This window comes from Pseudoalteromonas sp. LC2018020214, assembly GCF_016598755.1.
In the GTDB taxonomy this organism is placed as follows: domain Bacteria; phylum Pseudomonadota; class Gammaproteobacteria; order Enterobacterales; family Alteromonadaceae; genus Pseudoalteromonas; species Pseudoalteromonas distincta.
Genome location: NZ_CP066805.1, coordinates 794,168 through 817,517, shown reverse-complemented (window position 1 = coordinate 817,517; position 23,350 = coordinate 794,168). Strand labels below are relative to the sequence as shown.

At 40.0% G+C, this 23,350-nt stretch carries 22 protein-coding genes; 9 read left to right on the top strand and 13 right to left on the bottom strand.

Translation table 11 applies throughout. The features are described from left to right. Positions 1 to 336 precede the first annotated feature (336 nt). The 4 genes from JG479_RS20005 (at position 337) to JG479_RS19990 (ending at position 6,231) form a co-directional block, all read left to right on the top strand. Positions 337 to 573, top strand: a complete 237-nt coding sequence (locus tag JG479_RS20005) for a hypothetical protein (RefSeq protein WP_002959190.1) — start codon at positions 337 to 339, stop codon at positions 571 to 573. Positions 574 to 651: 78 nt separating this feature from the next. Continuing rightward, positions 652 to 1,899, top strand: coding sequence for an exonuclease SbcCD subunit D C-terminal domain-containing protein (locus JG479_RS20000; protein ID WP_200220526.1), 1,248 nt, complete (start codon positions 652 to 654; stop codon positions 1,897 to 1,899). After that, positions 1,896 to 5,546: an AAA family ATPase gene (locus JG479_RS19995; protein ID WP_200220525.1), complete on the top strand. Its 3,651-nt coding sequence runs from the start codon at positions 1,896 to 1,898 to the stop codon at positions 5,544 to 5,546. The genes JG479_RS20000 and JG479_RS19995 overlap by 4 nt, the downstream gene beginning before the upstream one ends. A 28-nt stretch (positions 5,547 to 5,574) precedes the next feature. Continuing rightward, a complete protein-coding gene (locus JG479_RS19990) occupies positions 5,575 to 6,231 on the top strand; it encodes a class I SAM-dependent methyltransferase (RefSeq protein ID WP_200220524.1) in 657 nt (218 codons plus the stop codon). 182 nt (positions 6,232 to 6,413) lie between these two features. Here the strand turns inward: JG479_RS19990 and JG479_RS19985 are convergent, their stop codons facing one another. The 3 genes from JG479_RS19985 to JG479_RS19975 are packed head-to-tail and all read right to left on the bottom strand — an operon-like array spanning position 6,414 to position 7,840. Further along, positions 6,414 to 6,806 (bottom strand): ACT domain-containing protein, encoded by a 393-nt coding sequence (locus tag JG479_RS19985; protein WP_149603751.1) that lies wholly within the window; start codon positions 6,804 to 6,806, stop codon positions 6,414 to 6,416. Positions 6,807 to 6,825: 19 nt separating this feature from the next. Next, positions 6,826 to 7,383: a DUF6942 family protein gene (locus JG479_RS19980; protein WP_200220523.1), complete on the bottom strand. Its 558-nt coding sequence runs from the start codon at positions 7,381 to 7,383 to the stop codon at positions 6,826 to 6,828. A 1-nt stretch (position 7,384) separates the two neighbouring features. After that, a complete protein-coding gene (locus JG479_RS19975; RefSeq protein ID WP_002959175.1) occupies positions 7,385 to 7,840 on the bottom strand; it encodes a YaiI/YqxD family protein in 456 nt (151 codons plus the stop codon). 130 nt (positions 7,841 to 7,970) lie between these two features. Here JG479_RS19975 and JG479_RS19970 point away from each other — a divergent pair, with 130 nt between their 5' ends. Continuing rightward, entirely contained in the window at positions 7,971 to 8,501 is a 531-nt protein-coding gene (locus JG479_RS19970) for a lipocalin family protein (protein ID WP_200220522.1), read from the top strand. A 222-nt stretch (positions 8,502 to 8,723) separates the two neighbouring features. Here JG479_RS19970 and JG479_RS19965 read toward each other — a convergent pair whose 3' ends face one another. The 3 genes from JG479_RS19965 to JG479_RS19955 are packed head-to-tail and all read right to left on the bottom strand — an operon-like array spanning position 8,724 to position 10,995. After that, positions 8,724 to 9,059 carry a DUF3325 domain-containing protein gene (locus tag JG479_RS19965; RefSeq protein WP_007583595.1) on the bottom strand — a complete coding sequence of 112 codons (336 nt, stop codon included), beginning with the start codon at positions 9,057 to 9,059 and terminating at the stop codon, positions 8,724 to 8,726. Continuing rightward, positions 9,056 to 10,657, bottom strand: a complete 1,602-nt coding sequence (locus tag JG479_RS19960; RefSeq protein WP_200220521.1) for a PepSY-associated TM helix domain-containing protein — start codon at positions 10,655 to 10,657, stop codon at positions 9,056 to 9,058. Before JG479_RS19960 ends, JG479_RS19965 begins: the two co-directional genes overlap by 4 nt. Further along, entirely contained in the window at positions 10,654 to 10,995 is a 342-nt protein-coding gene (locus JG479_RS19955) for a hypothetical protein (RefSeq protein ID WP_002959167.1), read from the bottom strand. The genes JG479_RS19960 and JG479_RS19955 overlap by 4 nt, the downstream gene beginning before the upstream one ends. Positions 10,996 to 11,214: 219 nt before the next feature. Here JG479_RS19955 and JG479_RS19950 point away from each other — a divergent pair, with 219 nt between their 5' ends. The 3 genes from JG479_RS19950 to JG479_RS19940 all read left to right on the top strand — a co-directional run bounded on the left by JG479_RS19950 (position 11,215) and on the right by JG479_RS19940 (position 13,477). Continuing rightward, a complete protein-coding gene (locus tag JG479_RS19950; protein ID WP_039488837.1) occupies positions 11,215 to 11,571 on the top strand; it encodes a VOC family protein in 357 nt (118 codons plus the stop codon). A gap of 150 nt (positions 11,572 to 11,721) precedes the next feature. Next, the gene (locus JG479_RS19945) at positions 11,722 to 12,303 is read left to right on the top strand and encodes a uracil-DNA glycosylase family protein (protein ID WP_138490136.1); all 582 of its coding nucleotides are present in this window, start codon (positions 11,722 to 11,724) and stop codon (positions 12,301 to 12,303) included. 295 nt (positions 12,304 to 12,598) lie between these two features. Then, complete coding sequence (locus JG479_RS19940; RefSeq protein WP_200220520.1) at positions 12,599 to 13,477, top strand: bile acid:sodium symporter family protein; 879 nt, start codon at positions 12,599 to 12,601, stop codon at positions 13,475 to 13,477. Between the two features lie 293 nt (positions 13,478 to 13,770). Here the strand turns inward: JG479_RS19940 and JG479_RS19935 are convergent, their stop codons facing one another. Together JG479_RS19935 and dgt are read right to left on the bottom strand one after the other, a co-directional pair. Beyond that, positions 13,771 to 15,420 (bottom strand): cell surface protein, encoded by a 1,650-nt coding sequence (locus JG479_RS19935; protein WP_200220519.1) that lies wholly within the window; start codon positions 15,418 to 15,420, stop codon positions 13,771 to 13,773. Positions 15,421 to 15,492: 72 nt separating this feature from the next. Further along, positions 15,493 to 16,959: a dGTPase gene (dgt, locus tag JG479_RS19930; protein ID WP_138490139.1), complete on the bottom strand. Its 1,467-nt coding sequence runs from the start codon at positions 16,957 to 16,959 to the stop codon at positions 15,493 to 15,495. Between the two features lie 162 nt (positions 16,960 to 17,121). On the opposite strand from dgt, the gene JG479_RS19925 reads away from it, so the two are divergent. Continuing rightward, the gene (locus tag JG479_RS19925; RefSeq protein WP_200220518.1) at positions 17,122 to 18,342 is read left to right on the top strand and encodes an alkaline phosphatase family protein; all 1,221 of its coding nucleotides are present in this window, start codon (positions 17,122 to 17,124) and stop codon (positions 18,340 to 18,342) included. Positions 18,343 to 18,439: 97 nt separating this feature from the next. On the opposite strand, the gene JG479_RS19920 is transcribed toward JG479_RS19925, so the two are convergent. The 5 genes from JG479_RS19920 to JG479_RS19900 form a co-directional block, all read right to left on the bottom strand. After that, a complete protein-coding gene (locus tag JG479_RS19920) occupies positions 18,440 to 19,774 on the bottom strand; it encodes a sensor histidine kinase (protein ID WP_052201252.1) in 1,335 nt (444 codons plus the stop codon). Then, complete coding sequence (locus JG479_RS19915; RefSeq protein ID WP_039488827.1) at positions 19,764 to 20,456, bottom strand: response regulator transcription factor; 693 nt, start codon at positions 20,454 to 20,456, stop codon at positions 19,764 to 19,766. The genes JG479_RS19920 and JG479_RS19915 overlap by 11 nt, the downstream gene beginning before the upstream one ends. Next, positions 20,456 to 20,989, bottom strand: a complete 534-nt coding sequence (locus tag JG479_RS19910; RefSeq protein ID WP_039488825.1) for a hypothetical protein — start codon at positions 20,987 to 20,989, stop codon at positions 20,456 to 20,458. The genes JG479_RS19915 and JG479_RS19910 overlap by 1 nt, the downstream gene beginning before the upstream one ends. A gap of 105 nt (positions 20,990 to 21,094) precedes the next feature. Continuing rightward, positions 21,095 to 22,411: a DUF5666 domain-containing protein gene (locus JG479_RS19905; protein ID WP_149603409.1), complete on the bottom strand. Its 1,317-nt coding sequence runs from the start codon at positions 22,409 to 22,411 to the stop codon at positions 21,095 to 21,097. A 181-nt stretch (positions 22,412 to 22,592) separates the two neighbouring features. Beyond that, complete coding sequence (locus JG479_RS19900) at positions 22,593 to 23,336, bottom strand: zinc-dependent metalloprotease family protein (protein WP_002959157.1); 744 nt, start codon at positions 23,334 to 23,336, stop codon at positions 22,593 to 22,595. Positions 23,337 to 23,350 lie beyond the last annotated feature (14 nt).

Genomic DNA, 23,350 nt, shown 5'->3' with positions numbered 1-23,350 from the left:
ACTTTACCTACTTTGCTAAAAAAGTATTGCTTTAGCATTATCAGGTAAACCAATAATCCTATGTATAAATGCCTCAAATTTGCAACAAGTAAAATGAGCTAAAAGCCCACTCTACTGAACAAAAATACAGTGTAAACAGCTGAATTATTGGCTCAAATATTGCCGAACTTCCTTAATATTCGCTATTTTTACGATAAATGATAAATAGTGCAATTTTAGGTTGATCTTTAGTGCAGTTTATATTTAAAATCGCCAACCTTTTTATTTGAGGCAAATAAATTCGTCACATTTATCCTCAAATTAATATCGATTACTAGCAAGAAATGCGGTGGGCTTATGGATTTTTACATCCTAAAAAAACAACAAGAACTAATTGCGATTCCAGCAAGTGAGAATAACTGTAAGCAGTATCTCGATTCGGGTTATTTTTATATCGATAAAGTAGCAGCGTGCAACGAAACTAATGCACTAAAGGCGCTACACGCAAAACAAACTAAAACGTTAAAAATTCCATTATTAATGGCACTTTTAGCATTACCGGTTGTTTTTTCAGCTTGGTACAGTTTAACCTAAGGTAATGCACGGCTTAGGCTTGCATCTTTAACTGCCTTGGGTATATTGGCGCTCTTACGGTTTAATTAAGAGCGCGACATGAAAGTCCTCCACACCTCAGATTGGCACCTTGGCCAACAATTTTACGAACACGACCGCCGTGTTGAACATCAAGCCTTTTTTACATGGTTATTAGCCACTCTCGTTGAACAACAAATAGACTTACTTTTAGTTGCTGGCGATATTTATCATACCGCGACTCCAAGCGCTAGCGCCGAAAATCAGCTTTACCAATTTATTAAAGACGCCAAAAAGGCATCCCCACAATTACACGTAGTGATTATTGCGGGTAACCACGACTCTGCAAATCGTATTTTGGCAGCTCAGCCATTACTAGCGCAATTTGATACGCACGTAGTAGGGCGCTTTGATGTCGCAACACCCGATGAAACTGTTATTACCATAAATACCAATGGTAAACGCGCTGTAATCGTCGCTATGCCATTTTTACGTGCAAGCGATGTAAGTTTAATTAGCCAAACCGAAAGCGGCCCTAGTTATGCTCAAGGCGTTGCAAAAGCTTACGAGCTTGCACTAGAACACGCTACTAATATAAACGAGCAAAACTCACCATTAATAGTTATGGGGCATTTACACGCAAAAGGCGGGGATATCTCAAGTGATTCTGAGCGTAACTTAGTGATAGGTGGTGAGGAGTCTATTTCAGCCAATGTATTTGGTAAACAAGCCAACTATGTTGCCCTTGGGCATTTACACAAAGCGCAACAAGTCGCTAAAAGCGATATTATTCGCTACAGCGGCACACCTATACCTATGTCGTTTTCAGAACGTAACTACACGCACCAAGTAAATGTTGTTGAGTTTATTATTGATGAAAAACAACATATTAGTACAACTGTAAACCCCCTTTACATTCCGCGCTCTGCCGATGTAATTATTTTACCAAAAGGGGAGTGTGTACCATTGAGCGAACTATGCGAGCAAATTAAAGCGCTCGACACCGCACAAAATACAACAGCGCCTTATTTACGTGTAAAGCTTAAATCAAGCGATATCGACACCACCTTCAGAGAACAAATAGAACAAGCACTTGAAGGTAAGCATATTAAATTTTGTGGTATTGAACGTGTACGTGAGCAATCAGCGCAAAATGACGACAACACCGTATTTGAAGATTTAAGCGAAGTTGAAATGCTCAACCCACTAAACCTATTAGAACAAGCATTCGCAAACGATAAAGACATGGCAGGGCAAAGTGTACCCAATGAGCTAAAAGCACTTTTAAGTGACGTGATAAACGAGCTTACGGAGCAAGAACAACTATGAAAATAACCGCAGTTCGTATTCATAATTTAGCTTCAATAGTTGACGCTGAAATAGACTTTACTAAAGCCCCATTAAAAGATGCAGGATTGTTTGCGATAACAGGCGATACCGGCGCTGGTAAAAGTACCTTCTTAGATGCTATTTGTTTAGCCCTTTATACAAAAACAGCGAGGCTGCGCGGCGATAAAGGTAACTTAATTGAGTTTAACGGCGACAGCATTAAGCTTAATGATGCGCGAAACTTGCTACGCAGAGGTACATGGGAAGGCTACGCCGAGGTCGACTTTTTAGGGCAAGATAAACAGCTTTATCGTGCGCGCTATACAATTTCACGCACCCATAAAAAAGTAACAGGCAAACTTAAAGTAGCAGAGCACACCTTAGTAACCCTGCCAGAGCAAACCTTAATAGCAGACAAAAGCCACACAATAAAAGAAGTTGAGAGCAAAATAGGGCTTAACTTTGAGCAGTTCTCCCGTGCCGTACTTTTAGCGCAACATGAGTTTGCTGCATTTTTAAAAGCCACTGGCGATGAGCGAGCACAACTTTTAGAGTGTTTAACAGGCACCGATAAATTTAGCCGTATTGGCGTGCGTATTTTTGAGCGCCATAAAGAGCAAGTAGCAAAGCTTGAAGCGCTCAAAGCAGGCCTTGAAAGCTATACCTTATTAACACCAGAAGAACTTGAGCTACAACAAACCAAGTTAACCGATTTAAAAGCGCAAACCGAACACACTAAAAAAGAGCTGACCAAAACCGAAAAAGCACTTAACTGGTATCAGCAAGCTACAGTGCTTGAGCAAAGCTTACTGCAGGCACAGCAAACCCAGCAACAAGCAAGCTCAGCGCTTGAAAGTATTACCTCACAAAGCGAGCAGGCAAAACAAGCCAAGCAGGCGCTTGAAATAAAAGATAACCGCAGCCGTTTTACTCAATTAACCGATCAAAATACGGCGTTAGAGCAGCAAATAACATCACTTAAAAGTGTTGATCATTTAGCGGTAATTAACGAGCGTAATACCGCGCTTGCTAAGCATACTGAGCTACTTAATAACGCCAATGAGCAAAAACAAAATGCAGCGCCCGTTATAGCTAAAGCGAGAGAGCTCGACAGCAGCATTGCTTTGCAAACTCAAGCTGTAAAAGGCACAGAGTCGCAAATAATCAAAGAGCAAACTCAACTTGATGAACTCACACAGCAGCTTAAACAAAGCAATAACGAGCTAGAACTCGCTAATACCGACTCAACTAAAAGCCAGCAATGGCTTAATGAGCATGCACAGCTGCACGTTTTAGCAAAAGACTGGAGCTACTATCAGCAAAGCTTTAATACCTACTTAAATGCACAACAGCAATTAACCGCAAACCTTACGCAAAGCCAAACTCTTAATACCGAGCTTGCAAATCAGAGCGATCTTTTAAATACGCAAAATAATAAAGTGCAGCAGTGCGAGGCGTTACTTACGAGCGAGCAGTCAGCTTTGCAGGTTTTAAATACTCAGCTTAATGAATTTAATGCAGAGCACTGCGACGCGCAGCTAAAAAGTATTGATTACTTAAAAGAGCAGCGAGAGCGCTATAAGCAATTTAACGCAGAACTAAAACAAAGCACTCAACGCCAGCAAGTGCTCAATCAGCAGCTAAATGAAAGCCAGCAAGCCCATGCTTTACTTAATCAGCATTTAATAACCAGCGAGCAAGCACTTAAAGGCAGCGAGTACGCACTTAACCAAGCGCGCTTAAGAGCCAGCGAAAACGTAGAGCATTTACGCACTGAGCTTCGCCCTAATGAGCCTTGTTTAGTGTGCGGCGCAACGGAGCATCCGTATGCGGTAAATCAAAATCAGCAATTAAATAACTTAATTACTGATTTTGAAAATGCTTTTAATACCGCTAAAAAGCAATTTGACCATGCACAAAGCGAGCTGCATAAACATCAAACTCAACATGCTGTATTAACTGCTGAACACGGACAACTTGAGCAAATAATACAAACAGCAAAAGCCAAACAGCTCGACATTAAAAATACCATGCTAGGCGCACGTAGTGAGCTTAACGACTTAACGCCTGATCAGCTTGAAGTAACTTATAAGCAATTAACGCAGCAAAAAGCGCAATACTTTGAGCAACAAAAACGTCAACGTACATTGCAAACCAAAGTAAACGAGCTACAAGCAGCACTTAAAGCAGAGCAGCAAGTACAGCAGCAACTGAGTAATAAACACCTTGAGCTTACACACCAGCAAAACCAGTTAACGAGTAAGCATAGCGAGCTTAGTGCACAAATTAACGAGCTGGGTACAACACTCAATAATCAATTTGAAAACAGTGATTTTTGGCAGCAACTACAAGCCAATACGCTTGAACTTAGCGATCTGAGCGAGCAGGTTACGCAGTATCAGCAAACTCAAACGCAACTTGAGCAAAGCCAAAAGCGCCAAGACACAGCTAGTGAGCAAATAAAGCAGCTTAGCCCGCTTGTTAGTAAAAGCGAGCAATCGCTAAAAGTACTTAATGAAGAGTTTGTAAAAGCTAAAGCGCTATTAAACGCGGTACAAAGTGAACGCTCAGCTTTATTTAATAATGAGCAAATAAGCGCAGACGACTTCCAAGCAAAACTCACAAGTGAGCAAGAGCAGAAACAATCGCAGGTTCAAGCGAGTCAAAAAGCTTATGACGACGCTATAAAACAACGAGATGAGCACGCTATAACGCTTAAAAATGTGGAGCAACGCTTACTTGAAAACAGCCAAGAACTAGCAACACTTGAGGCACGTTATAACCAGTGGTTTACTGACTTTAAAGCGCAATATAGCAATGCAACGCACGAACAGGTCAAAATTTTACTAACGCTCAGTAGCGATACTATTAAAGCGCATTTAAATCAGCACGAGCAGTTAACTCAAGCGTTAACAGATGCAAATGCCGCATTAAAACAGCAGCAACTTACGCTTGAAAAACACAACAGTAGCGATAAGCCAACACAAAGTGCAGAGGCTTTAAGTACGCAATTAAGCAGCTTAAATGAGCAACAAACGCAGCTGCAAAATTCATTACTAGCAACTAATACCGCTATTGAGCAACACAACCAAAACGCAAAGGCGCTTGAAGGCAAACAAGCTGAGTTAACTACGCTTAAAACACAGGTAGAGCAGTGGCACTTGCTTAATAAAGTATTGGGCGATGCAACGGGTAAAACCATGCGTAACTTAGCACAAACACAAACGTTAAAAATATTACTGCACTATGCCAACAGCCATTTAAAAACACTCAACAAACGCTACGAATTAACCGCCATAGCGCAAACACTCGACATTGCAATTATCGACCGCGACATGGCCGACGAGCAACGCTCTGTTAATACGCTCTCGGGCGGTGAGTCATTTTTAGTATCGCTAGCGCTTGCACTTGGTTTAGCATCGCTTTCGTCTAACAAAGTACAAATCAATTCTTTGTTTATTGACGAAGGGTTTGGTACGTTAGATAGCGAAACCCTAAGCATTGCAATGGACGCTTTGGATTCTTTGCAAGCACAAGGCAGAAAAGTAGGCGTTATATCGCACGTAACACAAATGAGCGAGCGTGTAGCCACTCAAGTGCATGTAGCCAAAAAGCCAGGTGGATATTCCACAGTTGAAGTTTTATAAGCAACATTACTGAAAACAAGGAGATACAATGCCAACGTTTACAGGCGAGCAAGCAACACAATACGATAGCCGCATAACCCGTTTAGTTCCTGGTTATGAATTATTACATCAGCTTACTAATGCGCAACTACAAGCAACGCTAAGCGACAATGCGCATATTTTGGTAGTAGGGGCAGGCACAGGCAAAGAAGTACTTGCACTGGCTGCACTAAACCCTACATGGCAATTTACTGCGCAAGATACATCAGCCGATATGCTCGCTATCGCACAGCACCAATTTGATGAACAAGGCATAACAAGCCGCGTAGATGTACATAATGGCCCCGTTGATAAATTATCGGTTAAAGCCGATGCCGTTTTATGTTTATTAGTAATGCATTTTTTAGAAGATAACGGCGATAAAAAAGAGTTATTAAAAGCAATTAAAGGAAGCCTTAAAAAAGACGCAAACCTTTATATTGCGGATTTAATGCGCCCCGAAACTTCATTTGAGCGCGAAGCTCAGCTTACAACGTGCGCGCAATTGGGTTTAACCGAAACAGGTAAAACACAAACAGGGCACGACTTAGAGAATGAGTTTTACCCGCTTGATAGAATGCGCTTTAGCGAATTGCTAAATGAGTGCAAATTTGGCATTCCGAAGCTGTATTTTAAAGCGCTAGGTTTTAGCGGATATGTAGTTTAAGTTTCACAAGCTAAACAAGTACCCGCTATTTAGTACCAATAAAAACACCGAGTGAACAAACTCGGTGTTTTTATATAACCCTCTCTACACCACGCTTTTATTTTATACGTAGGTCGGTTAAGCGAAGCGCCACCCGACGCTCTAATATCCACATCACTCAGATCATTACTGTGCCAGCAACCCTAACCAATCTCACCAAGTGCTTTCATTGCGGCTTGTGCTTTGTCTGTTTGTACAAAAATATGGTCGTGATAAAACGCAGCTACCACATTAGCGCTAATGCCATGCTCAGTCAGCTTTGCAGATACTGCAGCAGTTAGCCCAACGGCCTCTAAACTTGAATGTACGTTAAGGGTAATTAAATTATATTTACCTTCGTAAGTAATACCTGCTTTATCGGCGGTTTCAGCTTTTAAAATAAGGGTTAGCCCTTCCTCTTCAGCATAAGTAGCAAGTGGCTCTAAATGAACATAATCAGCCAATTTCCCTGCTAAGCAACAAAAAATATACTCGCCTTGCTTAAGCGCTGGCTGCATTGATTTTAATAATTCGTTTAACTCTAAAATTCCGGCCATGGTCGTTCCTTACAATGTGTTATTTTTTTAGCTGCGCGACTAGCTCGCTTAATCTCGCAATTTTTATATTACTTAATTGCCTGTAATCAAAATATGGGCACACAATAATGTTGTTAGTTGTGTCTATTGCAAACTCGTCGTCAAGCCAATCAAATTGTGCATGCAACTTACCTTGTTGTAATAAGTTTTTAGCGTGCGTACGCCCAGCAATTATATGTAGCTGGTTTTTATTGCTAGTAGCTTTATCTGGGCAAGTAATAGTAGTGTCAGGCGCGCTAAATAGCAGGGCGGTTTTACTGTTTTTTTGCAGTAAAAATTCATCGCGATATTGTTGCCAAGTAGGGGCTTGTTTAGCAAATGAGTAATGCTCACTTGGCAGGGCAAATAGCACTTTTGCATACACGTTAAACACTTTGCGCCAACCATTACCACAGTGCTGGTTTATGGTATTTATTTGCTCATTTATAACCGGTTCGAGGCATTCAAGTGTTTCAAAAAACGGCATGGGCGGCGCTTTTGCTACGTATACCGCCACGCTAAATTGCGTATCACCTAAGCCAACTAATTGTGTGTTCAAACTAGTTAGCCTTGTTTTGCGCTAAAATACGGTCAAGGTTATTTGCAAAGTTTTGGCGATCGGTTTGGCTAAGTGGCGGCGGCCCACCACTCATTTCTACGCCACTTGAGCGCATGGTATCCATAAAGTCGCGCACGTTAAGTATTGAGCGGATATTCTCGGTGGTATAAAGCTCCCCACGTGGGTTGAGTGCTTGCCCGCCGTTATCAATTACTTCACTTGCTAGCGGAATATCGCCTGTAATAACTAAATCGCCTTTTTCAACACGTTTCACTATTTCGTCGTCGGCTACATCAAATCCCGACGATACTTGAACGCGGCTTATGTATTTTGACGGCGGAATACGCATTGCGTGATTAGCCACTAAAATAGTCTCGATTTTCATACGCTCTGCAGCTCTAAAAAGTATTTCTTTTATAACAACAGGACACGCGTCTGCATCTACCCAAATTTTCATGCTATGGTCATTTTTATTGCTTTAGAATTAATATGATCCTATAGCAAATTTTTTTAATCGGCTAGCAAACTTTATATCCATCTATATTTAGATAATACGTACTATTTATGTAATTAAAAAAGGAGCTTACATGAAGGCTATAAAATACGGTTTACTTATTACAGGGTTGTTTTTTCTTAGTGCCTGCACCAGCCCTCCGGAGGGAATAACACCCGTTAAAAACTTTGATATACAAAAATATAAAGGCAAGTGGTTTGAAATAGCGCGTCTTAATCACTCATTCGAAGAAGGGATGGAGCAAGTTACCGCGACTTATTCAATTAACGACGACGGCACAGTAAAGGTCCTTAACAAAGGGTATTTAACGGATGATAAAAAATGGGATGACGCCGAAGGCTTAGCCAAGTTTGTTGAGGGCACCGACACAGGGCATTTTAAAGTCTCGTTTTTTGGTCCATTTTATGGCGCTTATGTGATTTTTGAACTTGACCAACCCGATTATCAATATGCATTTATAACCAGTTACAACAAAGATTACTTGTGGTTTTTGTCGCGTACACCAACGGTTAGCAAAGAGCTTAAAGAACACTTTTTAACTAAAGCTAAAGAGTTGGGCTTTGCTACCGATGAAATAATTTGGGTAAACCAAGAGATTATGTAAAGGGGGTTTACAGTTAGTTATATACGTTTTTAAAGTAGTAATAAAAGAGTCACCTAACTGTAAAGTAACTTAAATATATTATGGTTATATTGTGTGTACTTGCCGTGAGACAGCAAGTATTGGAAACACTGAATATCCCCTATTGTTGGCAAGCTATATAGCTTGCCATTTTTTTTGCCTAATCTATGGGAAAGTAGCGGATCACGTTTTTACTAACTAAGGCTAGTTTAATGCTAAAAACAACCCACTTAGTACAACTAACACGCTATTTAAAACACTAAACCACTTTACGTAGCCTACTAAAAAATTATAAAAAACCATTATAATTAAGACACTTAGGCTCATAAACCCGCAAAATAGTAATGTTCCATAACCACCTTGAGTAACTATACAAAGCACCAAGCTTAGTAAAATACTGATCCAAGCAGCTAATAGCAGCTTTTTACGTTGGGATTCTGTAGGGCGTTTTTTAAATACATCTTTAAAATGATTATACTTAGCCAGCGCAAAACAGTTAAAACTGAGCAGGCATAGGCTAAACCCAAGTAAATCAATCATGGTTTTTGCCTTTTAAGGTTATTAGATTGACTAGGGCTGATTATTTTTGAGTTGTTTTTAGCAGTACGTAATTTTTCGGTTTGTATAAAAAACAATATACTAAATAACAAAAACAGTGCATCAAAAGTAAATAAAGCCCACTGTTTGTGCATCAAATAGCTAACTATATTACCGTTAGTTGTAAGTGCATTAATAACCGGTACGCTTAAACATGCAACAGCATTTATAGCTGCCATAACTCGCCATTGCAGTGTGTCGCGCTTTATAAGTGCTAAAAGAGCAACCGCTAGCCATGTTAAAAAGAACGCGAGTATTTCTTTATCGGCGCGCTCTGCGGTAGTTGGGCTAAGTAGTCTGTTAGCAATAAAAAATGCACACGTTGCCAGTGGTAGTCCCATAATAGTGGCTAGGTTTAACCCTTCAACTAGTTTTAAACCAAACGAAGGTTTAACGTTATTTTTAGTTCGCTCGCGAATTCGTTTAGCCCACATAATACAGCCAGAGCCAATCATTACACAGCCTGCAATACCGCCTAACACGTATAACCAGCGCAACAACCACGTAGCTAAACGCCCTGTATGCATAGAATTAAGCGATTCGTAAAGCGCTTTACTGCTAGTTAGCTCGTCATCAGTTTTAGCGACCATTTGCCCTGTAGCACCACTAAATATTAAGCGTGGTGCTTGGTCACGTAGTGTTTTACCTGCGCTTACCAATACGGTAATTGTTGAAGCTGCCATATTTGGTTGGTTAACTTGTACGCGAGTAATATCTGCATGAGGCCACTTAGTATAAACCTGATCCAAAATACGTTGTATTGGCACCATTGACGATTCGCCTTGGGCTTTATCGGTCATGGTGTTGCGAGGGGTTACATCGTTAAAAAAGCCACGCATGCCGTTATCGTAAGACGTTTGCGCAGGGTAGGGAAACAACATAAATATGAGCGTAATCATGCCCGTGTAAGTAATCATTAAATGAAAAGGCAGGGCAAGCACAGAGCTTAAGTTATGGGCATCTAACCATGTACGGCTACCTTTGTTACGCCTAAAGCTAAACATATCTTTAAAAATACGCTTATGAATAACCACCCCCGATATAATGGCAATCAGCATAAAAAAGCTAGCAAAGCACACAATCCAGCGTGCGGTTATTGTATCCATGTAATGTAAATCATAGTGCAGCCGATAAAAAAAGTTACCGCCTTTAGTATCTACAAAGGGCTCAAGCTCTTGCATGGTATTAGGGTTTAGCTGTGTGTTTTCAAACCGGCTGCGGCGCTGGCCTGGCTCTTTTGGTTTTGCATAACCATAAATTAAATAAGGAATGCGTGGCTCGGGTAATGTAATACGCCAGCTTGATGAATTAGCTCCATGGTTAGCTAAGTAATCGAACCCTGTAATTATTTGTTGTTTTTGCGCTTCTATACGCTGTGTTTGGGCTTGCACATTATGTATGGCTGGTTGATTCCATAAGGTTATTTCGTCTCTAAAAAAGCTAAGAGTCCCTGCAAAAAATATTAAATATAATAACCAACAAACGAGTAATCCTACCCAAGTGTGCAACCAAGTCATCGATCTGAAAAAGCTGTCTTTCATACCCAACCCTTCAGTAATGCAAGCAATCCAATGAACGCTCCCGTACTTAGTAAAATACTGATCCACACTGTTTTTAATGATTTAACGCTAAAGGCATAAATAAATACTACGGCATAAATTAAAATGCTGATTGAAACACTAAACAGCACAGCGTCTTGTTTAGCTATTGGCAACACAAAGCTTAATAACGCAGTGCTTGCAGAGGTAAAAGCATAGCCACCAATTATGGCAATAAAAAAACGTAAAAATACCAAAACTCGATAACTGCTTACGCTTTTTACTATAAGCGCAATCACGTTAACCTTATCGAATGGCGCACTGTGCAAAGGTGCCTGCATAGTTAATTAATCCCTTTATTTAAAGCTGAGGATAAAACAAAGGCGCTATTATATATGTTACAAATACAAAAGATAGTTATTCTCATTTGTGATGTTTAACTTTTGAGTAAGTTATGCTTACTTAGTAAAATACTGATCTGATATTATTTAATGATATTGCACAGGCTCTATGTAAAGCTTAAGGTTAATAAACTGAGTAAAAATAAAGAGTGAATAACGATGAGCGATCACGAAAAACTAAATTACGTTGAGTTCCCTGCATGCGACTTACCCGCAACTAAGGCCTTTTTTAGTCGTGTATTTAATTGGCAGTTTACTGACTACGGCCCAGAATACACGGCGTTTAGTGGCCAAGGGCTCGATGGTGGCTTTTTTAATGCGCCGCTTAAATCGCTAACTCAAAATGGTGCTGCGTTATTGGTTTTTTATAGTAACGACATTCACGCTACGTATAAAAAAGTACAACTCCATGGTGGCACAATATTAAAACCTATTTTTGAATTTCCGGGTGGTTGCCGGTTTCATTTTGCAGAGCCGAGCGGCAATGAATTTGCTGTATGGGCAGAGCAACACTAGGTTTTACAAGGCTTCTAGCGCGAATGAGCTTAAAGATCACGATTTTACTAACTAACGCTCGTTTTAATTAAAATAAACCGATTTTTTACCAACTCACTTATCCTAAATGGCCATTTAGGATAAATATTAAGCATTTAAGGCCAAATAAACATGAATAGTCACCAATTAATAGAGCAAGTTAGTAAATGCGTGATCTGTGAACCTCATTTACCTTTAGGGGCCCGCCCTGTTATACAATTTAACCCAAACGCACGCATTTTAATTGCAGGGCAAGCACCTGGCATAAAAGTTCACGAAACAGGCGTGCCGTTTAATGATGCAAGCGGAAACCGCCTACGAGAATGGCTTGGGCTAACAAGGGATGAATTTTACGATGCTAATAATATAGCAATTTTACCTATGGGCTTTTGCTACCCGGGTAGGGGTAAGTCGGGTGATTTACCACCGAGAAAAGAATGTGCCCCAGCATGGCGCGAGCAATTATTGGCTGCACTACCAAATATTGAGCTGACAATAGTATTAGGTAAATACGCGCAGGCGTATCATTTACCGGAGACTAAAAAAATGCCACTTACGGAGTTAGTAAAATCGTGGCGTGAGTATTGGCCAAATTATTTAGTGCTTCCACATCCGAGTCCGCGTAATAATATATGGCTTAAAAAGAATCCATGGTTTGAACAAGATGTACTTCCGGAACTAGATAAGCACGTTGCTGCTATTTTAAATAAGTAATACTTCTAGTTATTGTAAAGGGGCATTATACCAATCCGCAGTAATACTTAATCATTTTGCGGGGCTAAACGTGTCGCTACCTGTGTTAAAAAACTCTCATTTACGACTGCATGGATGCAGAAGGTAGAGCAATGCAGGAGCAATTGCCGAGAACAACTAAATAGCGAATTTTTTGCCTAGCTATCAACACGTTTTTCCATCCACAAAATAGATCACTTAATTAAGCGAATTGGTATACAGTTAACTTAAAAATTAACACTCTAATTAAAAACAATAACAAACGAGGCTGTCTAATTTGAATGCATCTATATTAACTGAAGTAATACTTCCGCTCGCTCTTGCACTTATTATGTTTGGTATGGGTCTTGGGCTCACAACAAACGATTTTACTCGTCTATTTAAAAACCCGCTTGGCATTGTCATGGGTTTAATAGGCCAACTTGTAGCAATGCCTTTATTAGCATTAGGGCTGTGTTATTTACTTAACCTACCAACGCCTATCGCTATTGGTTTAATGATATTAGCTGCCTGCCCAGGCGGTACTATGTCAAATGTAGTAAGTCAGCTTGTTAAAGCTAATTTAGCGCTTTCGGTAAGTTTAACCGCTGCCTCTACCGCAATTAGTATAATAACCACACCGTTTATTATTGGCTTTGCTATGAGCCAGTTTGCCCCAGCGGACGATGCTAGCTTTTCTATTTTAACAACATCGCTTGGATTATTTTTTATTACCTTAGTGCCAGTTGCTATAGGAATTTGGTTACGTCACTTTAAAAGTGATTTTGCCATTAAAGCAGAGCCGTTTTTTAGACGCTTCTCGTTGTTTTTTATGCTTATGATGATTGCCGCACTAGTAATAAAAGAGCGCGATTTATTAGTTAACTCATTTAACGACGTATTTTGGGCGTGCATAGCACTTAATATTGGTTCAATGGTTGTTGGCTGGCTAATTGCTAAATGTTCAAAATTAAATTTAACTGATTCGCTGACGCTTTCAATTGAGGTTGGAATTCAAAATGCATCGTTAGCTATTTTAATCGCTATTAGCTTTTTAAATAAACCAGAATACGCAGTTACCGGTGGCGTGTATGGCCTTGCCATGTTTATAGGGCCACTGTTATTAATTGGCGGGTTAAAGCTTAAAAATAAACGTACCGCTAGGGCTGTTAACTAGGACTTTTAATTAGGGCATGTTGACCACGTTACTTTAATTTATGGCTGCGGATAACGTAGCCGTAAACTCCAGCCTAAAAATACCATCAGTTAAATGTATGCACTGCACTCATCGCGCCAATAAGTTGTAAGCTTATAAAGCACTCTTAAGCTTGAATATTGCGCCAGGCGCTGAGCTTGCTCGCGCAAGGAGCGAAGCTTCTAATTACTAAGGCGCATTTTAGGATGGGATAAGAGTGTAAGTAATACGGTGAAAAACAGCGCCTCAAATATGAGGCGCTACTTTAAAACTTACTATTTGGTTTGCATGTTTTTAGCGCGTTCTTCTGCATCTATTAATGCTTGCGATTTAGGCGCGCGTTTTTTCTCTTCTATTTTGGGCTTTTCAGTTGAGTCAGGATCCCAGCTTGAGTCTAACGACAAGTTAGCAAATGGATTGTTACTGTCTGCTTTTTTAGGCTCACTTACTGGCTCATCAACTTGCGGTGTTGTTTGTGTTTGCTCAGGTGTTGCGCTTTGTTTTTTAGGCATCGGCTTTTCACCAGGTAATGGTGCATCTGGGTTAAATGTACGTACCTCTGGTTCTTTAAAGTCTTGCTCTGTTGTATATGTAGTCGATTGAGCGTCAGCTATTTGCTCTGGTGCGTGTAAATCTACAACCGGCTCACTCGCTGTTACTGGCTCAGGAGTACTAATAACCGGCTCTACAGTGTTGTGTTCGGCTTCTATTGGCGCAGGCTCCGTTACTTGCGCTGTATGGTGCTTACGTTGTTTTTTTACAGGCTTTGCATCTGGATCAAAGTCGCGTACTTCTGGCTCATTAAAGCTGCTGGCATTTTTAATACGCTCTAAGGTTGTTTTTGCTGCTGCTTCAAACTCGGCTGTATTAGGCTCAGGTTTTTGCTTTACTTCGTTAAACGTAGCGGTACTTGTTTGCTCTAAAGTATCTGCTGGCTCTATTTGTGCAGGCTCAATTTCTCTTGTTTGCGATGATGTACCTACGTTGTTTTGCTCATCTGCAATTTGCGGTGGTGTATGTTCAATATCCGCATTTTGTGAAGTGTTCGTAGGCTCTAAAGGCTCTTCATTTGCCTCTACGCTGCTCTCAACTGGTTTATTATTTTGTGTTACTTCGTTGATGACGACAGGCTCAATCTCTGGCTCTTTTGTTGTTTTAGTTTCAGGTTTCACTGGCGTAGCAATTTTTTCTGATTCAACTTCAGGTGGAGGCGCCATAGTAGGTTCTGCCATCGCTTTACTTTGTTTTGCACGGCGCAGGCGCACGACGACCATAGCGCCAATAAGTACCACTATAACAAGTATTAAAGTGGGTAAAAGTAACGAGCTTGGGCTCTGCGCTACAGGTTGCGGCGCAATTACTGGCGCTGGTTTAGTTAACACCGGTGCTGGTTTTACAGGTACAGGCTTTTCAGGCGTAGGTTGAACGCTTTGCTCTGGCGTCGCCGGTTTTACTTGCTCTATCACAGCTTCGCTTTTTTGCTCTGTAACTACTTGCTCGGGTACTACTGTTGTTGGCTCTACATCAATTACTATTTCGTTACTATTGGTATTTAGTTGATCGTTAATTTGTTGTTTTTGATCATCAGTTAAATTAAGTGTTTGCTCGTTGATGCTATCTTTAACAGCTTCTTCAGTGGGTTCAATTACAGGGGCAGGTTCAACAATTTTAGGTTGCGGCTGAGTAATAATCGCCGGCTCAGGCTCTATTATTTGGGGCTTAGGTTGTGCTTGAATTTCTTTTGGCTTATTACAGTTATTTTTGTAATCACGCGCAGCTTTACGGTATTTTTGACTCGCTTTATTATTACTATTTTGCTGCATTTCTTGTTTAATTAAAATGCACATAGCTTCGTTGTATGCAGCACTTTGCGCACTATAAAATAGGGCAAAGCAAAGGGTAAATCTAATTAGTTTTGATATCATAAAGTTATGCGCGCTTAAATATTAATAGTTTGATTTTAAGCGCAAAATTGAAAATTATCCAGAGTAATACGACTAATCAATAACCATAAGGCTGCGATATTCATCGTAAGCAAATTGGTCTGTCATACCGCTTATATAATCTTGAATTAATCTACAGCGATAATAAAATTCATACGCTGCAAAGTGATCGGGCTCTTCTTGCATCGCATCTATTGCGTGTTGGTAACTATTTAAGTGCTTTTTAGAGAGCTTTTTAACAAGTCGCGACTCAATTAATAAACGCGAATCACCATTTAAAGCGCGCCTAAAGTCATCGCTGTTCAATTGAAGTAGCGGTTTGTAGCAATCGAGTAAGCCATTAATTATTCTATAACCTTGCAGCTCTAATTTTTCGACTTCTTTATTTGAAAAAACATGCTCAAGTGCAACTTGCTTTAGCATTTTGGTTACAGCGTGTAGATGGCTCCTATCTTCTAAAAGTGCTTGGTTAAAATCGCCATGATAAATAGGTTCTATGTTCTCAATAAAGCGTTTTGCAGCATGTCCAACTAGCGGATGTAAAAGTGCTACGCGCAGGTATATAAAAAATTCGCTGTTAAAGTTATACGGTTGTGCTTTGGCGCGCTCATGTGCGTAGTCAACTGCTTTATCTACAAAAGTTTGGTGCTCTGTGTCGTCTATTGTTAGGTTTATGAGTGCTTTTTTATAATGACTTTTAAGCTGTGTACATAAGAATTCGGTGCTTATGATCCCTTTTTCAACAGCATCCTCTATATCGGCTAGGCAATACGAAATGTCGTCGGCGGCTTCCATTATATAACTTGCTGGATGGCGGCAATATGGCTCAATAGTGAGCTCTTTTTGTAGCGCTTCAACAAAGTTTTTTTCGCTGTAGTAGTAACCCACTTTCTTCATTAAGTAGTTTTTATTTTGGGGTATGTCTTTTACATCAAGCCCAGCAGGGCGAGTGTATTTTAAAATACCAGCACTTTGGCTGTAAGTTAAATTAAGCGTTTGCAACGAATGAATTATACGTATGCCTTGAGCGTTGCCTTCAAAGTTACAAATATCAAGCGCAAGGTGTTTAAAAACAACACCTATACCGGTATTGGGCTCTTTGCAGCGCTCGGGTGTTACGCTTGCTAGGTTGTTATTAAACCAGTGGTTTATTGCCGCTTCGCCAAAATGTCCAAACGGTGGGTTGCCTATATCGTGCATTAGGCAGGCCATTTCTACTAAGCTTTCTAGGGGGCGTTCTAGGTCGGTTAAACCGTAATCTTTTTGTTGTTGGTAGCTTAAATTTGCAAAAATACGTTGCACTATAAAACGACCAACCTGTTGTACCTCAAGCGAGTGAGTTAAGCGCGAACGAACAGCTGCGTTGCGTTCAAGCGGAAACACTTGGGTTTTTTGCTGAAGCCTGCGAATAGCGGCACTGTTAATAATACGGCCACGGTCGCTTTCTAGCGCCATTTGTAAGTTAGAGGTTGTGCGATACATTCGTGCTGGCGTTATTTTTTTACTAAAATCTATGGTCATCTTTATACTTATCCTTTTTACAATTGATGACTGGCATAGTTTTTAGCACATAGTCATTTGTCTTTAATATACAGGGTTTAATCTATCAGTTTGTATCATAAAGTAACAACTTGCTTTAAAATAATTTTTTGAGTAATTGTTGTGCATTTATAGGTGTTTATAATGAAACAGTGGATTTTAAAGGCAGTATCAATTTGCCTAATGTTAGGAATGAACAGCGCGTTTGCTGCAAAAGAGCAAACTGTGGTGCTTGTATCAATTGATGGCCTGCGTTGGGATTATATTGAAAAACACGGTGCGCCAAATTTAAAAGCAATGGCCGAGCGCGGTGTTCGCGCACAAAAACTAATACCTGTTTATCCGACAAAAACGTTTCCTAACCATATTTCTATTATTACGGGCTTACTGCCGGTAAACCATGGCATTGTTGATAATAGCTTTTGTGATAAAGCGCGTAAAAACGACTGTTACAGCATGGGCAAAGCATTGGGCGATAGCACTTGGGTGAAGGGGATTCCGCTTTGGAATTTAGCAAAAATGCAGGGGCTTAAATCGGCTACTTATTTTTGGCCTGAGTCAGATGCGTTATTTAACGGCATGACACCAGATTACTTTTATCACTATTCTAAATACAGCGATTACCAAAGCCGTGTTGATCAAATTATTCAGTGGTTAAGTTTACCAAAAGCACAGCGCCCACGTTTTATTGCGAGTTACTTTTCGCTAGTTGATAGCATGGGCCATGAATTTGGGCCAGACGCACCACAAACGCGAGATGCAGTTAAACAGCTTGATGAATTAATGGGGCAATTACAAACTCGCTTAAGTAAATTAGAGCAAGAGGTAAACTTAGTTATTGTCTCGGATCATGGTATGGCGAGTATAGATCCAGATAAAAGCATTGATGTAACCACACTGCCTCAAGATGAAAACTTTTTAGTTAAAAACACCGGTCCACGTTTACTCATATACACTCAACCCGATGCAATAAATGCGGATATAGCCGGCTATAAAGCTCGTTTACAAAAAGCAGCAAACGGTCGTTATACAGTATTAACTGACGAGCAGTTAGCAGCGTACCATTACAATAAAGGCACTCGCGTAGGCGATATTGTGGTGCAAACTACAGCGCCAGCGGTATTTACCAATGGTAAAAAACCAACCTATTTAGGGACTCACGGTTATGCATATACCGAGGATATGGCTGCATCATTTATTGCTGTAGGCCCTGCATTTAAACAAGGTGTAAGCCTTAAAGAAGTGAGTAACCTTGATATTTACCCAGTACTTGCAAAAGTGATGGGGCTTAAATTGTTAAACAAAGTAGATGGCAATGGTAAAACATTAATGCCAGCAATTAAGCAAAAAGTGGTTGTGCATTAAGCCGACCGGTTTTGTGATATTTAAAGCGGCTAATAGCCGCTTTTTTATGTTTAACTGCAGAGATATTTATACTCATTACCTGTACTAGTTCTCCTTACTAGTTACATACACTTATAGTGCTGGTAAAGCCGCGTTCGTCGCTTGTTAAAGTAAGCACAAGTTGGTGGCGTTCACATATTGCTTTTACGGTGGCTAAACCTAATCCAAACCCTTCTTTTTGCCTTGCGGGGTCGCCCCTATAAAAACGCTTAGTGAGTTGCGATAATTGTGTGGGTTCTACTCCTTTGCCATTATCGCTAATATTTATATGATTGCTGGTAAGCGTAATGTGTATAGTTGCTTCATTACCTGCGTATTTAATAGCATTCTCGACTAGGTTAAATAAAGCCTGAAAAAGTAAGTTTTTATCGCCTTGAAGTACTAACTCCCCCTGATTAATTACATTTATATGCTGCTGATTTTGCTGTGCACTGGGCTCTAATATGTCTATTAAGTCATTAATAAGTGTTTGGCAGTTTATAGGTTCTAACTTTAACGGAAATTGCCCATGCTCAAGGCGAGTCAATTTAAGCATGGCATCAAAGGTATGTAATACAGTATCAAGCTGTTCTATTTCAAGCCCAAGCTCTGGCTGTTTTACTGCTTGGCGCTCTAGTTGTAAGCGCAATCGAGTAAGTGGGGTTTTTAAATCGTGTGCTATGTTATCGGTAATGCCTTGCACTAAGGCAAAGTTTTCTTCGATGGTGTCTAGCATGGTATTAATATGTTTGGCTAGTTTTACAAACTCATCACCGTGTTGTTTATGCACTACACGCGCCGATAAATCACCTTTTTGAACTTGTTCTACTACGTTATTAAAATAATTTACACGCCTTAAATGCCTGCGCGCAAAAATATAGCCAAACACACAGGTAAGTAACAAGCTGACCAAACAAGCCCAGGTTGCAATGGTTTTAAATTCAGTAATTAAGCGGCTTAAATGTTCGGTGGCTGTGGCAATAACAATATTGCCATGTTTGGTGTTTACAATACCGGTGGTAAGTAGCCTAATTTGCCCACGTTGGGTGTCGAGCACAGGAAACTCAAGGGTGTTTGGCAACTTTGGAATATCGTTAGGTAAAAAGCTTAATTGCTGAAATTGCTCGTCATCGCTTTGCCAAAATATTAAAATTTCGCCCTCGTTACGAAATACCGCTAGTTGCTGAAAAAAAGAGGCTTTATCAAATTCATTAGCAAGCCCTTCAATACGAACTTGCTCGGCGTTTAAGCGCCTTTCTACTTGGCGTGTTTGCTCGCCCAATAATAGCTGATATATAAGCACAACGCATAGCACTAAAACAACCGATGTAATGGTGGCAAACGCGAGTGTAAGTCGCCATACAGAACTAAAACGCGGGTTAAATTGTTGCCAAAGGTTGGAGTTAACAATCATTATTTTGCTCTACTTGTAATCGGTAGCCAACGCCTCGTATTGTTTCTATTTGTACTTTAGCACCAAGCAATGTTAGCTTTTTACGTAACCTTGCTATGTGTACATCTATTACATTTGTGCCAGGGTCAAAATTATATTCCCATACCGACTCAAACAACAAAGTTCGCGTAACGAGTTTATTTTTATGATCGAGTAAAAAATGTAAAAGTTTAAATTCTTTAGGTTGTAAGTTAAGTGTTTGCCCAGCTACATCTGCTTTGTGATGACGAAAATCGAGGTTTACGTTTGCTAAACTTAACGCGGTTTGTGGTGGTTGGTTATGAAAAGGGCGCTTAATTATGTTCTCTACACGAATGGCCAATTCCGAAAACGCAAAGGGCTTTATAAGGTAGTCATCGCCACCTGCTTTTAAGCCTGCAACTCGGTCGTCTACTTTATCTAACGCCGAGAGTATTAGTACAGGCGTTGTTTTTCCTGTTGCTCTAAGCGCAGCAAGTACTTGCAAACCATCTAGCTTTGGTAGCATTCGGTCTAGCACGATCGCGTCGTGTTCTTCGCATGTGGCAATTAATAATGCTTGTTGACCGTCTTGTGCGGTATCTACGGTGTAGCCTAGCTCGCTAAAGGCTTTGTATAAAAACTCGCGGTTTTGTTTGTCGTCTTCAACCAAAAGTAATTTCATTAATTGCCCCAACGCAGTAGTGGTAGGTTTTTACCTGTTGCGAGATCAATGGCTTTTTTATGGCGCCCTTTTAACGATACAAATGTGGCAACCATATAAGTTACGCCCATATCTTGCTCAAGTTGAGCTTCTATTAAGTATTGTGTTTGTGTTGAATCTAACGACTGGACAAGTTGATACATGCGGTAATTTTTTTTACGCATTAATTTAGCGGCTGCAACTTCGTCGTCTTCATCAAGCTCTGGCGGGGCGTATTCAAGCTCAATTAGTTTACCTTTTACATCAACTAGCAATTCAATAAAACGATTATGTTTTTGTTCAAAAAGTGTTACCTCGTAGGTGGTTTGTCCTTTTTCGAACTCTAGCTCAAACTCTACAATAACGGCTGTATTTAGGTATTCGGTTTCTATATTTTTTAAAATACTTTGTGGTGATGGCTCGTCTGCATTATTAAGTTTGTCAAAAATTGCAGAGCTGCTTGCATAGCACAACCCGCTGCAAAAAAATAAGGCGCTCAAAAAAATATGTTTCATGTAAGTATGCTCTTGTTTTAATGTGTTTAGCCTACCAAATAAGAGGGCTAAACACATTTATTTAGTCGTATGATTTATTCTTTATATCAGCGCTTTATATTGCTACTAGTCATCTAAAACGCATGCTCTTACTTGGTTGCTTGCAACCCATTGGCATTCTAATTCTACGGTTTGATTTAAATATTGCGTTAATGAGTTATCTTCACTTATGTAACCCCAAAGCGTTGCTTGCTGATTTTGATTTGCCGACACTAAACCGGTTAAGTTAATCTCACTTGTATCGTCCTCTAGTTCAACTTCGCTTACGCTGTTTTTCTCATTGTTATAAGTGCCTTCAAGCTCAACCCACTGCCCATCTAGGGTATTAACCGATAATCCATCCTCAAATACAGTTTGGCTATTAAATGTAAATTCAATGCCATTTATTGTCGCTATATCTTGCTCGTAACTAACAACACCGGCTACCGAAAACTGCTGATTAGTTGTATTTGAGTTGATGTTTGTTGATTCAAATTCTATTTCTTGAGCAAGTAATTTATTATCGGCTTGCTGCCATACACCATCTACCTCAATAACTTGACCAACAACAAGATTAGCGGTGGTGCCATCTTCAAATTGAGTTTGATCATTAATGCTAACTTGCCACTGCGAGTTTAATGTTATTAAGCTCATATTGTTATTTACAAAGGTGATTACGCCTTCAAGCTCGGTGTCTATATTATCGGTAAAACTAAGGCTTTGCTCTGCATCAACCTCGGTTGCACTAAATATTGCATTATTATAAAAACCTTCAACCTCAACAAGTTGACCATTACTTAGTGTGCCGTCTATATCAGCTTGTTGGTAGTTAATAACTAAATCACCTAAAGTAAATGTACGCAACTGCTGGTTTAAATTGGTAATACTGCCTTGCACTTCAAGCTCTGATTGGCTGTTAGTAATAGGGGCTTGGTAGGTAACCGTTAATGAGTTTAATGAATGACTGTAGCCACTTATTTCAAATAATTGCCCTTGACTAAAGTCGCTGCTGTTTAAGTTACTGAGTGTTATTCCTGCAATATTTACTTGATCATTTTTTATATTAATAGGACCTTTAAATACGGGGTCGTAATCTATTTCTGTTGCGCGGGCACCATTTGTTTCTACTTCTACCATCATCCCTTGTTTTATATTATCAAGAGTTGCGTTATTGCCCTCTATTTCTACTTCTGCTGAGCCTGCTGCAATAATATGATTGTTTACAGTAATTGAATCCGACGTTACACCTGTTACTTGCCCAATGATCACACTCGGTAAATTAGCTGAAGCAGTTAGCTCGTTGTTGTCGTTATTTGACGAACTACTGCCGCATGCTGTTAACGCAAGTGTAATAGCACTTAATGAGATTAGTTTTGCTGTATTTTTAATTGATTGGTTGGTCATGGGAAACTCCAAGTTAATAACTATTGCTGATGGAGTAAGTGTACTTAACCATGTATATCAAGAAGGTGGACAGAACATTAATTTTTGTTAATGTTATAAAAAAGAGCGCGTAAGCGCTCTGCAGGGAAGAACATGTTAAAACTTTAAAGTGGGCTATTTAGCCCACTTTTTAATGCGCTACTTATTTAAAGTTAGCAATACTTGTTTTTGTAGCAGTAACCGTGCGAATTGCATACGCTTGGTTTGTAATACCAAATGCAATACCGTTTACGCTCCAGTTAGGGTTAGAGAAGTAATCGTACTGAGTTGCGCTACCGTAAACGTGAGGGTAAGCCATAATACTTGCAAACTCATTTTGTACGCCATGACCCATGCCATCTACATATACACCGCCAGATGTGTCACCTTGTTTGCGTGAATGCGCTAAACCTTGGTTATGACCAAGTTCGTGTACAAATGTAGTTGCACCACAATCAATTGCAGTGATTGAGTACATACGGCTGCTCATTGAGCTATATAGATTGCCATTAGTGCCTTGGCCAACCCACGCTAAACCACATGAAATAAGCCCATTGCCAGCACTTTGGCCAGTACCTAATACGGCAATCATGTCGGCTTTCCAATCGCTGCGTAAACCATCTACGTAGCTGCTATTTGTAACCGAATCTAACCAATCCTCAGACGGCGTTACTGCGTAGTCACCTAAGTTTTGTTTGCCAGCTAAGCGTAGTGTTATATCAACGCCATTTTGGCTATATACCTGATTACTAAAAGCAATTAGTTGATTTATTTTAGTGTCAATATTGCTAGTTGCAGCAGCTGATTGGTCGGTATATAAAATACCGATATCGATTGTTTCTGCTTGTGCAACACTTGCTGCACATAATGCCGCAGCCAGTGCGGTTGTTGTGATTACTTTTTTCATTATTGTATTTCCTT

Excerpts from the sequence above, each read along its gene's own strand:
- JG479_RS20005 (WP_002959190.1), top strand. The coding sequence starts at position 337 with ATGGATTTTTACATCCTAAAAAAACAACAAGAACTAATTGCGATTCCA.
- JG479_RS20000 (WP_200220526.1), top strand. The coding sequence starts at position 652 with ATGAAAGTCCTCCACACCTCAGATTGGCACCTTGGCCAACAATTTTAC.
- JG479_RS19995 (WP_200220525.1), top strand. The coding sequence starts at position 1,896 with ATGAAAATAACCGCAGTTCGTATTCATAATTTAGCTTCAATAGTTGAC.
- JG479_RS19990 (WP_200220524.1), top strand. The coding sequence starts at position 5,575 with ATGCCAACGTTTACAGGCGAGCAAGCAACACAATACGATAGCCGCATA.
- JG479_RS19985 (WP_149603751.1), bottom strand. The coding sequence starts at position 6,806 with ATGGCCGGAATTTTAGAGTTAAACGAATTATTAAAATCAATGCAGCCA.
- JG479_RS19975 (WP_002959175.1), bottom strand. The coding sequence starts at position 7,840 with ATGAAAATTTGGGTAGATGCAGACGCGTGTCCTGTTGTTATAAAAGAA.
- JG479_RS19970 (WP_200220522.1), top strand. The coding sequence starts at position 7,971 with ATGAAGGCTATAAAATACGGTTTACTTATTACAGGGTTGTTTTTTCTT.
- JG479_RS19965 (WP_007583595.1), bottom strand. The coding sequence starts at position 9,059 with ATGATTGATTTACTTGGGTTTAGCCTATGCCTGCTCAGTTTTAACTGT.
- JG479_RS19960 (WP_200220521.1), bottom strand. The coding sequence starts at position 10,657 with ATGAAAGACAGCTTTTTCAGATCGATGACTTGGTTGCACACTTGGGTA.
- JG479_RS19955 (WP_002959167.1), bottom strand. The coding sequence starts at position 10,995 with ATGCAGGCACCTTTGCACAGTGCGCCATTCGATAAGGTTAACGTGATT.
- JG479_RS19950 (WP_039488837.1), top strand. The coding sequence starts at position 11,215 with ATGAGCGATCACGAAAAACTAAATTACGTTGAGTTCCCTGCATGCGAC.
- JG479_RS19945 (WP_138490136.1), top strand. The coding sequence starts at position 11,722 with ATGAATAGTCACCAATTAATAGAGCAAGTTAGTAAATGCGTGATCTGT.
- JG479_RS19935 (WP_200220519.1), bottom strand. The coding sequence starts at position 15,420 with ATGATATCAAAACTAATTAGATTTACCCTTTGCTTTGCCCTATTTTAT.
- dgt (WP_138490139.1), bottom strand. The coding sequence starts at position 16,959 with ATGACCATAGATTTTAGTAAAAAAATAACGCCAGCACGAATGTATCGC.
- JG479_RS19925 (WP_200220518.1), top strand. The coding sequence starts at position 17,122 with ATGAAACAGTGGATTTTAAAGGCAGTATCAATTTGCCTAATGTTAGGA.
- JG479_RS19920 (WP_052201252.1), bottom strand. The coding sequence starts at position 19,774 with ATGATTGTTAACTCCAACCTTTGGCAACAATTTAACCCGCGTTTTAGT.
- JG479_RS19915 (WP_039488827.1), bottom strand. The coding sequence starts at position 20,456 with ATGAAATTACTTTTGGTTGAAGACGACAAACAAAACCGCGAGTTTTTA.
- JG479_RS19910 (WP_039488825.1), bottom strand. The coding sequence starts at position 20,989 with ATGAAACATATTTTTTTGAGCGCCTTATTTTTTTGCAGCGGGTTGTGC.
- JG479_RS19905 (WP_149603409.1), bottom strand. The coding sequence starts at position 22,411 with ATGACCAACCAATCAATTAAAAATACAGCAAAACTAATCTCATTAAGT.
- JG479_RS19900 (WP_002959157.1), bottom strand. The coding sequence starts at position 23,336 with ATGAAAAAAGTAATCACAACAACCGCACTGGCTGCGGCATTATGTGCA.